The sequence below is a fragment of the Streptomyces sp. CA-111067 genome (genome assembly GCF_050956065.1).
Lineage (GTDB): Bacteria > Actinomycetota > Actinomycetes > Streptomycetales > Streptomycetaceae > Actinacidiphila.
In genome coordinates this window covers 1,242,689-1,257,001 of record NZ_CP192103.1, presented here as the reverse complement: position 1 = coordinate 1,257,001, position 14,313 = coordinate 1,242,689, and the positions used below count along the sequence as shown (strand labels likewise).

Below are 14,313 nucleotides of genomic sequence, written 5' to 3'. Positions count from 1 at the left end.
CGGCCAGACCATAACTCACGGCCGGACCGCGACACGGTGCGACGCCGTCGCCGGCTGCCCGTCGGTCAGCATCCGGCTGCGGATGAAGATGGTGGCCAGCCGGGTGACGACCTCGGTGAGCGCCATCAGGACGAACGCCGACACCCACGCCTGGTCGCTGGTGATGTGGTGGGCGACGCTGAACCTGGCGACGTTGTCGGCACCGCCGCCGTGCTCGGTCCACAGCTGGAAACCCATCCGGGCGCCCATGCCGATCACCCACAGGGCCGCCGAGACGGCCCCGGCCTTGATCAGCACGTGCCCGTCGAGCGTCCTGACCCGGGTGTACACGCCGCCTGCGATGCCGAGCACGGCGCCGATGCCCACGAGCGTCCCGATCAGCACCATGTCGTTGCCGGCGGTCGGAACGGAGTCCAGATACGTATGGGCCACGAAGGCCACGATCCCCAGCGGGATCAGGAAGGTCTTGAGGTCGAGCCGGCCTTCCCGCAGCTGCCGGAAGACGACGAGGAGGAGGGCGATGTCGGTGATCCACTCGCTTGTTGTCATGCCCCCAAGCCTGCTGTCGCAGGGCTTTCGACACCTGGACCCACGGGTGGAATCAGGGGTGGAGAAGCCTGCGCCCGGGCCGTCCACCCCCGGCAGCCGGCCGCGCCCGGGCGTACCGGTTCACAGCGCGGTGACGACCAGGAGCGCCGGTTCCGCGTCCGCGCCGATGGTCACGCTGAACCGCGAGAGCCGCTGGTCAGAGCCGTCGGCGTCAGGATCGTCCGGCGGTAGGCACAGCAGCCGGTCGTACAGGACCGAGGCGGCGAACGCGGCCGACACCCACCACGGGCGCGGCCCCGACCACCGTGCCGACACTCGTACGCCGAGGCGCGGCAGCAGCGCCACGCAGCCGTCGTCCGGTGTCTCGGTGGCGATCAGCGAGCAGCCCGGGTAGCCGCCGGCGTCCGCCTCGCGCTCCGCGCGCCCGGCGGTGCCGACGGGGCCGTCGCCGGGACGCAGCCGCACCAGCAGCACGTCGGCCGCGCGCGGCCACTGCGTGTCGGGGTCGTCGATGTCGGCGACGAGATGCGCGCCCGCCAGGTGCTCCTCCTGGCTGGGCCGCTGGAGGGCGGCGTGATAGCGGCTGACGGTCAGCGGCCCGCCCTCGGCACCGACCGTCACGTACATCGGCGGCACGACGGGAGAACGCCCGGGCGCGGGCTGCCCTGAGACCGCCTCGGCCACCGGTACGGGGACGGTGCGGACGCCGGTCGGCGCCGCGGGCTCGGGCAGCGCCAGCCGCTCGTAGAACAGCGCGCGCAGCCGGGCGGCGGCCTGCCCCGGACACGAGGTGACCAGCGAGCGCAGCCGCCCGAGGCCGGGGTCGTCGCACTGCCGGCGGTCGGCGTCCCGCAACTGCGCGAGCAGCGGCCGGTGCGCCGAGAGCCGGGGCAGCACCTCCGCCAGCAGCGCCATCGGCGAGCCGGCCGCCGCCCGGTCCGCGGCGAACGAGCCGAGCACGGTGGGGACGCCGAGCGACACCCCGTACTGCGTGACCGACCCGCCGTCGCCGCACAGCGAGTCCGCCGCGACCAGCGCGGCCTTCCAGGTCTCCGCGTCCGGCCGGGGCAGCATCAGCCCGCGGGCGAGCAGCGGCGCCAGCCAGGTGTGCAGCTGCCAGGCGCCATGGCCGTAATACGCGTTGGGGTGGACCAGGGCCACCACCCGGTGCGCGTCGGCGGGCAGCTCCGCCAGCGCGCGGCGCAGGGTGTCCCGCTCGGGACCGGCGGCGTCGAGCACCGAGTCCCTGCCCCAGGTGGAGGAGACCACCACGAGTCGCTGGCCGCGGCGCAGGCCCAGCGCGTGCCGGTAGTCCTGCCGGAACGGCCGGCTCGCCACCAGCTCGTCGAAGCACGGATCGCCCGCGACCCGGCTGACGGGCACCGCGTCCGGGCAGCTCACCGCCAGTCGGGCCCGCTGCTCCTCGTGCGACAGCACGATCGCGGACGGCACCACCCGCCCGTCGTGCATCAGCGACTGCTCGGTGAGCCCGAACGCGCCCGGACCCCCGTCCAGCACCTTGTTGTAGCCGGCTCCGTGCGGCGTGCAGATCAAAGGCGCGTGCAGGTTGAACAGGTCGCCGCCGCGGCTGGTGGCGATGGCGAGGTCGAACTTCCGCCGGATCGCCTCTGACCACGGGACGAACAGCGCGCCCCGCGCCTGGAACAGCTCCGCCGTGCCGTTGTCCATGGCCGAGGAGCCGGTGCAGGTGAAGACGGTCTCGACCCGCCGGTCGCCCTCGAAGAGCGCGAGCAGGTCGAGCAGCCGGGTGGCCGAGGTGACGTTGTGCGCCACGGCGAGGACGGTGCGCTCGGCGAAGACGCTGCGCCAGCGCTCGCTGTCCGCGGCCAACGGCAGCGGCACCCGTCGCCCCGCACCTCGCACCGGCTCGTCCCCTTCCGGGCCCGGTCGCCGCGCCGGCGGCATCGTGTGGCCGCCGCCGTTTTGTTCACGCGGACCCCTGAAAACAGAAAAACCCCTGCTCAGAGGGGTTATCTGCTGGTGTCCGAGGGGGGACTTGAACCCCCACGCCCGATAAAGGGCACTAGCACCTCAAGCTAGCGCGTCTGCCATTCCGCCACCCGGACCGGGTGTGTCACCGCGGCCTCAGGGCCGTGGCGACGAGGTAAACCATAGCAAAGATCCAAGGTGCCCGGTCACGCCCTTTCGGCGGCCCGCGGCAGGTCACCGCGCGGCCTCCGGCAGGTCAGCCGCGAGGTCAGGGGGATGGAGCCTTGGAGCCGCGGGGGTGGCCGGGGGAGTATGGGGGACCTGGGGCTCCCGCCGCGGCGCGGCAGGTGGCGGGGCCGGGGGTCCGGCAGGGTGATCAGGAGGAGAACAGCGTGGTTGAGTCGGTGGGCAGGGCGGGTGGCGCGGCGGTGAGCGGCGAGGACGAGGTCGTCGATCTGTGCAGTGAGCTGATCCGGATCGACAGCAGCAACTACGGCGACCACTCGGGGCCCGGCGAGCGCGCCGCGGCCGAGTACGTCGCGGAGAAGCTGGCCGAGGTCGGTCTCGAACCGCGGATCTTCGAGTCGCACAAGGGCCGGGCCTCCACCGTCGCCCGGATCGAGGGCGAGGACCGGTCGCGGCCGGCGCTGCTCATCCACGGGCACACCGACGTGGTGCCGGCCAACGCCGACGACTGGACCAGGCACCCGTTCTCCGGCGAGGTCGCCGACGACTGCGTGTGGGGCCGCGGCGCCGTCGACATGAAGGACATGGACGCGATGACGCTCGCCGTCGTCCGCGACCGGCTGCGCAGCGGCCGCAAGCCGCCGCGCGACATCGTGCTGGCGTTCCTCGCCGACGAGGAGGCGGGCGGCATCTACGGCGCCCGCTACCTGGTGGACAAGCACCCCGAGCTCTTCGAGGGCGTCACCGAGGCGATCGGCGAGGTCGGCGGCTTCTCGCTGACCGTCAACGACGATCTGCGGCTGTATCTGATCGAGACCGCCCAGAAGGGCATGCACTGGATGCGGCTCACCGTGGACGGCACCGCCGGGCACGGCTCGATGACCAACAAGGACAACGCGATCACCGAGCTGTGCGAGGCGGTCGGACGGCTCGGCCGGCACGAGTTCCCGGTCCGGGTCACCAAGTCGGTGCGCGGCTTCCTGGACGAGCTCGGCGACGCGTACGGCGCCGACCTCGACCCGGAGGACATGGAGGCCACCCTCGTCAAGCTCGGCGGCATCGCCAAGATGATCGGCACCACGCTGCGCAACACCGCCGCGCCCACGATGCTCGGCGCCGGCTACAAGGTCAACGTGATCCCCGGCCAGGCCACCGCCCATGTCGACGGCCGCTTCCTGCCCGGCTACGAGGACGAGTTCCTCGCCGACCTCGACCGGATCCTCGGCCCGAAGGTCAAGCGCGAGACGCTGCACTCGGACAAGGCGCTGGAGACCGACTTCGACGGCGCGCTGGTGGACGCCATGCAGACCGCGCTGGTCGCCGAGGACCCGGGCGCCCGCGCGGTGCCGTACATGCTCTCCGGCGGCACCGACGCGAAGTCGTTCGACGACCTGGGCATCCGCTGCTTCGGGTTCGCCCCGCTGCGGCTGCCGCCCGAGCTGGACTTCGCCGGGATGTTCCACGGAGTTGACGAGCGGGTGCCGGTGGACGGCCTGCGGTTCGGCGTGCGGGTGCTCGACCGCTTCATCGAACACAGCTGACGGATCGGCCGTGTGTACCCGTACCGGCGCTCGATTTCGCCGGTACGGGTGAACGGCCCGGTGCTTTCGTAGCTCTATTCCTCCAGCGTCGTTACGACGGGTGTGGTCCGGGGTTTGGGACCGCGTTTGTCGATGAGGAGGAAGAAAATGATCAAGAAGATCGCAGCTGTCGCCGCCACCGCCGGTGGTCTGGTGCTCGCCGGCGCCGGGCTGGCCACCGCCGATGCCGGTGCCCAGGGTGCGGCCGTGCAGTCGCCCGGCGTGCTGTCCGGCAACGTCATCCAGGTGCCCGTGCACATCCCGGTGAACCTGTGCGGGAACACCGTGTCGGTGATCGGGCTCCTCAACCCTGCCTTCGGCAACACCTGCGTCAACCAGTGATCCCTGGCTGACCGCCGACTCCCGGCGGTCTAGGGCCGGGCCGGCCCCGGGTGCGACACGCACTCCGGGGCCGCTCTCCGTTTCTTGAGCCCCTGCGGGCAGGGGAAGTTTGGGGGAAGTGATGCGACAGGTCGCAGCCAAGGGCCTGCTCACCGTGGTGGCCACCGGCGGGGTGATCGCCGCGGGCGGCGGTCTGGCCCACGCCGACGCGGGCGCCGCGGGCACGGCCGCGGACTCGCCGGGCGTCGGCTCGGGCAACACCGTCCAGGTGCCGGTGCACGTGCCGGTCAACGCGTGCGGGAACACCGTCAACGTCGTCGGCGCTTTGAACCCGGCGATCGGCAACCGGTGTGCGAACGTCTCGGGCCCCGGCGCCCGTTCCGGCAGCACCGCGGGCCCCCGCGGCGGCTCCGGCGCCACCGGCGGCAGCTCGCACTCGCCGGGCGTCGGCTCGGGCAACACCGTCCAGGTGCCGGTGCACGTGCCGGTCAACCTGTGCGGGAACACGGTCAATGTCGTCGGCGCGCTGAACCCGGCGATCGGCAACAAGTGCTCGGAAATGGTCGTACCGCCGACCCACCCGGCCCCGCCGACCCATCCGGCGCCGCCGACCCACCCGGCCCCGCCGACCAAGCCCTGCCCGCCGACGACACCGGGCCACCCGGCGCACCCCGGCGGCGGCACCCCCGGCCGGTCGGGCAACCCGGGCGGCTCCGGCCACCCGGCGACCGCCGGCAGCCCGGCGGCGCCGCGCGCGGCCACGCCCAGCACCGGCCACTCCGCGGTGACACCCGCGGCCGGCACGCCTGGAACCGGCACCGAGACGCTCGCGCACACCGGCGCCGGCGGTGTCGGCCTGCTGGCACCCGCCTCCGGGGCGCTGCTGCTCGGCGGCACCGTGCTCTACCGGCGCGCCCGGCGCTCCGCGCGCTGAACCGCTCCGCGGGGCGGGGCCGTCGCCGGCCACCGTCCCGCGGTCACCAGGTGGCGCGCACCTGGCGGATGATCCGCCGGCGCAGCCGCACCCGGCGGCTGCCGTCGGCGAACAGCCGGACCCGGTCGAGCTCCCAGTGCCCGTACTCCGCCTCGTCGGTCAGCAGCCGCGTCGCGTCCTTGCGGGACACCCCGCGGGCCACATACATCTCTCTGAATTCGTATTCCGCCATCGCCTCCCATTGTGCGGGCAACACCCCGGCGCGGCAACGATCCTGGGAAATCAACACCCAGGTCACAGGCTCGCCGACGGCAGGTTCCGGCCGCACCGCCCCGGGGTCCTCCGCCCCGCCGCGACGGCCCCGGCGCGCTTCCCCGGGCCCTCCCGCCACACTGCTGACGGATCAGATGCGTATCTACTGTGCGGGCAGCGCCCCGGTGCGGATAGCGTCTGCCTCATGTCTGATGACGTGCAGCCCACCGTTGCCGAGGTCCGTGCCGCCGTAGAGGCGGTCAAGGCCGCCCTGGACCGGCACCTTGAGGCGATCGAGAACCGTACCGGCGAGGACGACCCCGCCGTCTTCGCGGCCTTCGAGGAACTGGCCGCGGCGGCCGAGTCCTACGACGAGTTGCTGTACGACACCTACGACGAGGTCACCCCGTTCGAGGTGCCGGCCGGCGACAAGCTGCCCGAGTACGCGGGGCCCGAGGACCCCGAGGCGATCAGCGTGCTGATCCGCCGCGACTACACGATCGTCTCGCCCGAGCGGCTGTTCGCCCAGGCCAGGCGGGCCAGTGAGGCGGACGAGGTGCCGGTGGGCAGCACCGTCAACTCGGCGGTCGGGGTGATCTTCGGGGAGTACGAGCCCGATGAGATCGCCCAGCGGCACAAGGAGTTCGGCCTGGAGGAGGGCGACTCCACGCTGTGGGTGACCGCGGCGGAGCCGGCCGAGGCGGGGGAGTGGCTGGACGCGCCCTTCGAACAGGCCGACCCGCAGCTGGTGGTGTGCCGCTTCGACGTGAGCGCGGTCTTCGACGACGAGCTGGGCGTGCTCGATCCCGACTGAGCGGGGCGGCCGGTGGGCGGCGTGGGCCGGGGGAGGGGCTTGAGGGCCCGCCCCCGGCCCCCTTGCGCTGGCGCGCGGGGCCTTTCGCCGGCCCTCAGGAGTCGGCGGCCAGCTCCTTCAGGACCGAAGTCAGCCGGGTCGTGCGCTCCTTGGCCGGCGCGCCGGCCACCGCCGCGGCCAGCGCCTGGTCCGCGCCCTGGACCACCGACAGGTGACGTTCGCCACGCGCGAACGCGCTGTAGACCCACGAGCGGGTCAGCAGCGGGCCCGCGTCGCCCGGGACGACCACCACCACGGCCGGCCAGCGGGCACCGGCCGCCTGGTGGCCGGTGATCGCCCAGCCGTGCCGTACGGTTCCGGCCACGTCGGCACGCGGGACGAGGAACCGCCCCTGCGGGCCGTCGAGCAGCAGGCCGTCCGGCTCGGCGCCGACCACCGTGCCGGGCAGCGTACGGCCCGGGAACGGCACGTGGACGACCCGGTCGCCGGGGTCGAAGCCGCCGAACCGGCCGGGGCCGGGGTTCAGCCGCTCCTTGAGCGCGGCGTTCAGCACGCGGGTGCCGACGGCGCCGCCGTGCGCCGGGGTGATCACCTGGGTGCGCTCCGGGGGCACGCCGATGGCCCGCGGCACGGAGTCGGCGACCAGCTGGACGGCACGCAGCACGGCCTCGCGCGGGTCGCGGACCGGGACCACCACGACCTCCTTGTCCGGCGCCTCGACCGCGGCGAGTTCGCCCACGCCGATGCCCGAGACGAGTTCGCCGATCGGGCCGGGGTCGGGGGTGCGGGAGGAGACGCGGGGGCAGCACTTGGCCGCGAGCAGGTCGGCGAACGCGCGGCCGGGGCCGGCCGACCACAGCACGTTCGGATCGCCGCTGAGCACCAGGCGGGCGCCGTCCGGGACGGCCTCCACCAGGTCGGCGGCCTCCTCGACGCCCAACTGCGGGGCGTCGAACACCGCGAGCAGGTCCAGGGCGAGGGTGCCGTCAGGGGCGCGGCCGGGGCCGTGGCGGCCGGCCAGCAGGCCGGCGACGGTCACGGCGGCGTCATCGCCGACGGCCTCGGCGAGCCTGCGGCGGCTGTCGTCGGTGTACGCGGCGGCGTACGCGCGCAGGCCCGCGGCGCGGGCGGCGGACACCAGGGCGGCCGGCTCGTGCCGGGCGGCCTCGCCGCCGGTGTGCACGACCAGGCCGGAGGACGCGGCGGCCCGGATCAGCTCCGCCGCGGAAGGGGAGGGGGCGGCGGTGGCGGCCTGCTCCCAGTCCGCCTCGGTGTCGAAGGAGCGCAGCAGCCGGATCAGGCCGTCGGCGAGGCTCTCCTCCGCGAGGGCGTAGCGGTCGAGGCCGATCAGCAGGGGGACGTCGGCTTCGGCTTCCTCCTCGTCGTCGGGGGCGGCTTCCGGGAGGGGCTGCGACGCGTCCCGGAAGACCAAGACCTGGCCCTCGGCGACGGCGGCGGACATCGCGGCGGGCGGATCGGGAACGGCGTGACCGCCGAGCGCGGCGAGCAGTTCGGCGGACGGCACCGCCGTGTGCCCGTGCCGCGCGGCATCCTCCAGCACCCGCCCGACCAGCGCCCTGCCCCGCCGCTCGTCCCCCGGCCCGCACTCCCCGCCGAGCACGCTCCGCGCGAACGCGTCCCCGTCCTCGACGCGCACCCCGCCAACCCCGAGCACCAGCCAGGGATCCCCCCGCAGCGCCCCTCCGGCCCCCTCCCCGAGCACCCGCACGGCCTCTTCCGCCAACTCCCCGGGCGCCCCACCCGCGACAAGCACATCCCGCGCGGCGGCGATGGCCTCAGGGTCCAAGACCGGGGCTCGTCGGGCTTCGCCCCGGGAAGTCGGGCTTTGGGCTCCCCCCGGGGCGGTGAGGCTGCCTGCCGGCACGCCGCCTGGGGTGCTCGGGTCTGTGCCTTGGGCTCCGCCCGGGCTTTGGGCTCCGCCCGGGGCGGTGAGGCTGCCTGTCGGCACGCGGCCTGCGGCGCTCGGGTCCGAGCCTTGGGCTGCGCCCTGGCCGGCGGCGTCACCTGCCGCTCCGCGGCCCGGGGCCGCCGAGACCGCGCTTGCTCCCGCGCCCGGGGCTGCGGGGCCGTCGGTCGCCTGCCGCGCGGGCTCCGCTTCCGCTCCGGGCGGTGCGGGTTCGCTCGTAGCGGTCGAACTACCCCCTGCGGATGGGGCGGCCGGGCTGTCGCCGGCGTCTGCCTCCGGGTTGGCCGAACCGGCTCTCGCGGCCGGGGCGTTGGCGGCGGACGGCTCCATGGTGTCGCCTTCGCCTTCGGCGGCGGCCGGCGCATCGTGCTCGGCCTCGGCGGCAGCCGGTTCGGCCGCCACGGCCGGGGGTTCGGGCTCTCCGGGCGCCGCCGCGGCAGCCGGTTCGCCGGGCGGGGCGCCCTGCGCCGCGGCGAGCTCGGCTGCCTGCATCGCCTCCGCCTCCGCTGCCATCGCCTCGCGGCGCTTGCGGCGGGCCTCCGCCGCGTCGCCGCGGGGGGCGGGGGCCGAGGGGTTCTCGCCTCGTTCGATCGAGCGGACCGCGGCGGCCAGGCCGGCCAGGTCGGGGGCCGGGCGGGGGGAGGGGCGGTCCGCGCCGGAGGCGGGGGTGGTGTCGGTCACAGCGAGCGGCCTCCGTGGTGCGGCGGACCCGGTCAGAGCGTGCTCCAATCGTGGTCCGGATAGCGGTGCAGCGGCGCCGAGACATCGTCCAGCGCCTGGCAGATCTCATCAGGAAGACTAAGGGCCTCCACCGACAAAGCCGCCGCGAGCTGCTGCGCGTTGCGCGCGCCGAGGATCGGCGCGGTGACCCCGGGCCGGTCCCGCACCCACGCGAGCGCCACCTGGAGCGGCGTGACGGCGAGCCCGTCGGCGGCTATGGCGAGCGCGTCCACGATGAGCCCCGCCGTCTCGTCCAGGTAGGGGTCCACGAAGCCGGCGAGGTCCTCCGAGCCGCCCCGCGAGTCCTGCGGGATGCCGTCCCGGTACTTGCCGGTGAGCACGCCGCGGCCGAGCGGCGAGGACGGCAGCAGCCCGAGCCCGAGGTCGAGCACCGCGGGCAGCACCTCGCGCTCCACTCCGCGCTGGAGCAGCGAGTACTCCATCTGCGTACTGGACAGCACGGTCCGCCCCGGCCCGGCCAGCTGCCAGGTCGCGGCCTTGGCGAGCTGCCAGCCGCAGAAGTTGGAGACCCCGACGTACCGCGCCCGGCCGGAGCTGACAGCGATGTCCAGTGCCTGGAGGGTCTCCTCGATCGGCGTACCGGGATCGAAGGCGTGCACCTGCCACAGGTCCACGTAGTCGGTTCCGAGCCGCTGCAGCGACGCGTCCAGCGCGGAGAGCAGATGCCCGCGCGAGGTGTCGAACCGCCGATCGGGGTCGGGCACGCTGCCCGCCTTCGTGGCGATCACCAGGTCGGCCCGCGGCACCAGGTCCTCGATCAGCCGGCCGAGCAGGTACTCCGCGCCGCCGTCGGCGTACACGTCCGCCGTGTCGACCAGCGTGCCGCCGGCGTCCCAGAACGCCTTGAGCAGATCCGCGGCGTCGCGTTCGCCGGTGTTGCGACCCCAGGTGAGCGTGCCGAGCCCGAGCCGGGACACGCGCAGCCCGGTGCGCCCGAGATGCCTATGCTCCATGGGCGCTGAGATTACTGCCCGCACAGGCCGAATGGGCGGCAGTGACGTACCCGACAGGTCGCGAGAGGCTCACAGGGCGCTAAAGTCCGGGGTGACAACGACGTTACCGGTCAGTACAGGCCGGAAGAGGCCAGCAAAGGGGAGCGGTATGCGGCTCGGAATCAACCTCGGCTACTGGGGCGCGGGCATGGACGCGGACAACCTCGCCGTCGCCCAGGAGGCCGACCGGCTCGGCTACTCGGTGTGCTGGGCCGCCGAGGCGTACGGTTCCGACGCCGCCACCGTGCTCGCCTGGGTCGCCGCGCAGACCGAGCGGATCGACGTCGGCTCGGCGATCTTCCAGATCCCGGCCCGCACCCCCGCGATGACCGCGATGACCGCCGCCACCCTCGACTCGCTGACCGGCGGCCGGTTCCGGCTGGGCCTGGGCGTCTCGGGGCCGCAGGTCTCCGAGGGCTGGTACGGCGTGAAGTTCGACAAGCCGCTGTCCCGCACCCGCGAGTACGTGGAGATCGTCCGCAAGGCGATGTCCCGGGAGCGGCTGACCCACCAGGGCGAGCACTGGACGCTGCCGCTGCCCGGCGGCCCCGGCAAGCCGATCAAGCTCACCGTGCACCCCGAGCGCGAGCACATCCCGCTCTACATCGCGGCCATCGGCCCGAAGAACCTGGAGCAGACCGGCGAGATCGCCGACGGCGCGCTGCTGATCTTCCCGTCCGCCGCGCATCTGGAGGACACCGCGCTGCGGCACATCAGGGCCGGCCGGGAGAAGGCCGGGCTGACCATGGACGGCTTCGACGTCTCCCCGACGCTGCCGCTCGCGCTCGGCGACGACGTCGCCGCGCTCGCCGACATCTTCCGCCCGTACACCGCCCTGTACGTCGGCGGGATGGGCAGCGCCAAGCAGAACTTCTACAACCAGCTGGCGCGGCGGATGGGGTACGAGGAGCAGGCCGCCGACATCCAGCAGAAGTACCTGGCCGGCGACAAGGCCGGCGCCGCCGCCGCGGTGCCGCACGAGCTGATCGAATCCACCTGCCTGCTGGGCTCCGTCGAGCGGATCGCCGACGGGATGCGGGCGTACGCCGACGCCGGGGTGAACACGCTCAACCTCACCCCGGCCGGCTTCACCCTGGAGGAGCGGGTGGCGGGCCTGCGGGCCGGCGTCCAGGCACTGGAGCACGCCGGCCTGGCCTGACCCGTCACCGCTCAGACTCGGCCTAGAGCTCCGGCGGCACCGGAGTGCTGGTGTACCGGTTGACCGGCAGCGGATGGTCCACGAAGCGGTTCATCGCCAGCGCCACGTCGCTGAGGTCCTCGTAGCCGATCAGCCGGTACAGCGGCGCGCCCTGCTTGGACGCGAAAATGCTCACCCGCTCGCAGCCCTCCTTGATGAACCGCTCGGCCAGGGTGTGCAGCAGGGTGCCGCCCAGGCCCTGGCGGCGGTACTCGGGGCGGGTGCACAGGGCGATCCCGAAGCCGAAGATCCTCGCGGCCGACTCGGGGTTGGGGAAGCGCGGCCGGATCTCGCCGGTCACGCAGGCCACCACGCCGTTGTCGCCGTCCTCGGCGACGTACGCGTAGAAGTCGGGGTCGTTGCCGAGGCGGTCGGCGGTGACCTCCTCGCAGGCCTTCATCCACTCGCGCGGGTGCGGGCCGTTGATGTCGTCGTGCATCATCGCGCGCAGCTCGGTGAGGGCGGCGGCGTCGGCCACGGTGGCGCGACGTATCGGGAGCATCGGGTCGTCTCCTTACAGTCCTGAAGTCCTGCGGCTCTCAAGGGCGTTGGGGCCCGGCCGGCGGTGCCGGGGCGGCGCGCTCGCCGCCCCGGCGAACCAGGGGCCCGGCTCAGCGGGTGCGGGCGCCGGCCAGTTCGACCAGCTGCCCCACCACCTCGTACGGGGACGGCATCGCCGCCATCTCCGCGGCCACCTCCTCGCTCGCGGTGCGGTACGACGAGGTCTGCAGCACCTCGCGCAGCGCCTTGCCGATCGCCTCGGGTGTGACGGCGGTCCGGTCCACCGACACGCTGGTGCCGCGCCGGCCGGCCACCATCGCGTTGACCGGCGCGTCGCCCGCGGCCACCGGCAGCGGGATCTGCGGCACGCCCGCGGCGAGCGCGGAGAACATCGAGTTCATACCCGAGTGGTGGACCAGCGCGTCGCAGCGCGGCAGCACCGCGCTCAGCGGCACGAAGTCCAGCACCTTCACATGGCCGGGCAGCGGGCCGATGATCGAGGCGACGTCCACCCCGCCGGGCAGCAGCACCACCTCCGCGTCGAGGTCGGCCGTCCCCTCCACGACCGCCTTCAGCACGGTGGGCCAGCTGTGCACGGCCGTCGCGGTGCCCATGGTGATCGCGATCCGCGGCCGGTCGCCGTCCGGCTTGCGCAGCAGCCACGGCTCCAGCTGCCCGGAGCCGTTGTACGTGCACGGCCGCATGTTCAGCACCGGGAACGGCACGTCGCCGGGCGCGGTCGGGCTGAACGCCTCCAGCGACGCCGGGCTCAGCGCCACCTCGGCGTCGCAGTGGTCGGGGAACTCGGTGACCCCGAGCTGCCGGACGAACTCCGGCGGCTGCATGGCCATCCACGGCACCGCCGGGTAGCGCAGCCCGATACCGTGCAGCACCGACAGCGCGCCCGAGGCGCGGGCGGCCAGCATGCCCCAGGGCAGCCAGGCCGGGGTGACCACGATGTCGGCCCCCCACTCCCTGGCCGTCTGCACCAGGCTGGGCAGCATCAGCTGCCCGATCTGCGACATCATGCCGACGAACGCCTTGACCGCCTCGTCGGACGGCAGCATGTGGTTGGCCGGGTTGGACACGAAGCTGCGGTGGATCTCCTGGAGGTCGTGGCCGCCGCCCGCGTCGAGCACCGGCAGCCCGGCCCCGGCGGCGGTCTTGAGGGTGACGCCGCTGCCCGCGAAGAGCACCTGGTGCCCGGCCAGCCGGGCCGCCTGGGCCAGCGGAACCATCGGGGTGGTGTGCGAGAACGTCGGTGTGGTGGTGAACAGGATCCGCATGGACCTCTCTCTTTCCCTCGGGTCTACTCGGTGCTCTTGCGGTCGCTCTCGTTCTCCGTCGCCTTGGCCGCGGCGGCCGCCGCCAGGGGTTCCCACCAGGAGCGGTGCTCCCGGTACCAGCGGACGGTGCCGGCCAGGCCGTCGGCGAACCCGACCCGCGGCCGGAAGCCGAGCTCGGCCGCGATCTTGGCCGGGTCGACGGCGTATCTGCGGTCGTGGCCCTTGCGGTCCTCGACCCGCACCACCGACGAGCGGTCGCGGCCGAGCAGCCGCAACAACTCGTCGGTGAGTTCGGTGTTGGCCAGCTCGGTGCCGCCGCCGATGTTGTAGACCTCGCCGGCCCGGCCCTTGGCGGCCACCGCGGCGACGGCCCGGCAGTGGTCGTCCACATGCAGCCAGTCCCGTACGTTGCCGCCGTCGCCGTACAGCGGGACGGTCCTGCCGTCCAGCAGCCGTGTGACGAACAGCGGGATCAGCTTCTCCGGGTACTGGTAGGGCCCGTAGTTGTTGGAGCACCGGGTGACCCGTACATCCACCCCGTGCGTGCGGTGGTAGGACAGCGCCAGCAGGTCCGACGCCGCCTTGGATGCGGCGTAGGGGGAGTTGGGCGCGAGCGGGTGGTCCTCCGGCCAGGAGCCGGTGGCGATGGACCCGTACACCTCGTCGGTCGACACATGGACCAGGCGCAGGCCGGACCCGGCGCCGGCCGCGGCCCGCAGCAGGGTGTCGGTGCCCAGGACGTTGGTTCTGACGAACGCGCCGGCGTCGTCGATCGAGCGGTCCACATGGGTCTCGGCGGCGAAGTTCACCACCAGGTCGGTGCCGCGCAGCAGCGAGCCGACCAGATCCCCGTCGCAGATGTCGCCCAGGACGAACCGGTAGCGCGGGTGGCCGCGGACCGCGGCCAGGTTGGCGGGGTTGCCCGCGTAGGTGAGCTTGTCAAGGACGACCGTCTCGGCGCCCGCGAGGTCCGGGTAAGCGCCGCCCAGCAGTTGCCGGACGAAGTGCGAACCGATGAACCCGGCGCCGCCGGCCACGAGTATCCGCATGCCGTGCACCTC

Annotated in this window: 13 protein-coding genes and 1 tRNA gene; 5 read left to right on the top strand and 9 right to left on the bottom strand. The window is 73.8% G+C overall.

From position 1 onward, the window contains the following. Positions 1-15 precede the first annotated feature (15 nt). The 3 genes from ACQPW6_RS05440 to ACQPW6_RS05430 form a co-directional block, all read right to left on the bottom strand. Positions 16-549 (bottom strand): hypothetical protein, encoded by a 534-nt coding sequence (locus ACQPW6_RS05440; protein WP_433888385.1) that lies wholly within the window; start codon positions 547-549, stop codon positions 16-18. Positions 550-669: 120 nt separating this feature from the next. After that, positions 670-2,412 carry a hypothetical protein gene (locus ACQPW6_RS05435; RefSeq protein ID WP_433888384.1) on the bottom strand — a complete coding sequence of 581 codons (1,743 nt, stop codon included), beginning with the start codon at positions 2,410-2,412 and terminating at the stop codon, positions 670-672. Between the two features lie 136 nt (positions 2,413-2,548). Then, positions 2,549-2,636: transfer RNA gene (locus tag ACQPW6_RS05430), tRNA-Leu, on the bottom strand. Between the two features lie 255 nt (positions 2,637-2,891). On the opposite strand from ACQPW6_RS05430, the gene ACQPW6_RS05425 reads away from it, so the two are divergent. From ACQPW6_RS05425 to ACQPW6_RS05415, 3 genes are all read left to right on the top strand, one after another. Continuing rightward, the gene (locus ACQPW6_RS05425) at positions 2,892-4,226 is read left to right on the top strand and encodes a M20/M25/M40 family metallo-hydrolase (protein WP_433888383.1); all 1,335 of its coding nucleotides are present in this window, start codon (positions 2,892-2,894) and stop codon (positions 4,224-4,226) included. A 147-nt stretch (positions 4,227-4,373) separates the two neighbouring features. Beyond that, a complete protein-coding gene (locus ACQPW6_RS05420) occupies positions 4,374-4,607 on the top strand; it encodes a chaplin (protein ID WP_433888382.1) in 234 nt (77 codons plus the stop codon). Positions 4,608-4,728: 121 nt separating this feature from the next. Continuing rightward, positions 4,729-5,541 (top strand): chaplin, encoded by an 813-nt coding sequence (locus ACQPW6_RS05415; RefSeq protein WP_433888381.1) that lies wholly within the window; start codon positions 4,729-4,731, stop codon positions 5,539-5,541. Between the two features lie 43 nt (positions 5,542-5,584). On the opposite strand, the gene ACQPW6_RS05410 is transcribed toward ACQPW6_RS05415, so the two are convergent. Next, positions 5,585-5,773 carry a DUF5703 family protein gene (locus tag ACQPW6_RS05410; RefSeq protein ID WP_433888380.1) on the bottom strand — a complete coding sequence of 63 codons (189 nt, stop codon included), beginning with the start codon at positions 5,771-5,773 and terminating at the stop codon, positions 5,585-5,587. 225 nt (positions 5,774-5,998) lie between these two features. Between ACQPW6_RS05410 and ACQPW6_RS05405 the strand changes: the two genes are divergently transcribed. Beyond that, positions 5,999-6,607 carry a hypothetical protein gene (locus ACQPW6_RS05405; protein ID WP_433888379.1) on the top strand — a complete coding sequence of 203 codons (609 nt, stop codon included), beginning with the start codon at positions 5,999-6,001 and terminating at the stop codon, positions 6,605-6,607. Between the two features lie 94 nt (positions 6,608-6,701). Here ACQPW6_RS05405 and ACQPW6_RS05400 read toward each other — a convergent pair whose 3' ends face one another. Both ACQPW6_RS05400 and ACQPW6_RS05395 read right to left on the bottom strand, forming a co-directional pair. Further along, positions 6,702-9,026, bottom strand: a complete 2,325-nt coding sequence (locus ACQPW6_RS05400; protein WP_433894432.1) for an AAA family ATPase — start codon at positions 9,024-9,026, stop codon at positions 6,702-6,704. A 221-nt stretch (positions 9,027-9,247) separates the two neighbouring features. Then, positions 9,248-10,228, bottom strand: a complete 981-nt coding sequence (locus ACQPW6_RS05395) for an aldo/keto reductase (RefSeq protein ID WP_433888378.1) — start codon at positions 10,226-10,228, stop codon at positions 9,248-9,250. Between the two features lie 148 nt (positions 10,229-10,376). On the opposite strand from ACQPW6_RS05395, the gene ACQPW6_RS05390 reads away from it, so the two are divergent. Then, on the top strand, positions 10,377-11,426 hold the full coding sequence (locus tag ACQPW6_RS05390) for an LLM class F420-dependent oxidoreductase (RefSeq protein WP_433888377.1): 1,050 nt from the start codon (positions 10,377-10,379) through the stop codon (positions 11,424-11,426). A gap of 22 nt (positions 11,427-11,448) precedes the next feature. Here the strand turns inward: ACQPW6_RS05390 and ACQPW6_RS05385 are convergent, their stop codons facing one another. The 3 genes from ACQPW6_RS05385 to rfbB all read right to left on the bottom strand — a co-directional run bounded on the left by ACQPW6_RS05385 (position 11,449) and on the right by rfbB (position 14,301). Further along, complete coding sequence (locus ACQPW6_RS05385; RefSeq protein ID WP_433888376.1) at positions 11,449-11,967, bottom strand: GNAT family N-acetyltransferase; 519 nt, start codon at positions 11,965-11,967, stop codon at positions 11,449-11,451. Positions 11,968-12,076: 109 nt separating this feature from the next. Further along, positions 12,077-13,252, bottom strand: a complete 1,176-nt coding sequence (locus ACQPW6_RS05380; RefSeq protein WP_433888375.1) for a glycosyltransferase — start codon at positions 13,250-13,252, stop codon at positions 12,077-12,079. A gap of 23 nt (positions 13,253-13,275) precedes the next feature. Further along, positions 13,276-14,301, bottom strand: a complete 1,026-nt coding sequence (gene rfbB / locus ACQPW6_RS05375; RefSeq protein ID WP_433888374.1) for a dTDP-glucose 4,6-dehydratase — start codon at positions 14,299-14,301, stop codon at positions 13,276-13,278. Positions 14,302-14,313: the final 12 nt, after the last annotated feature.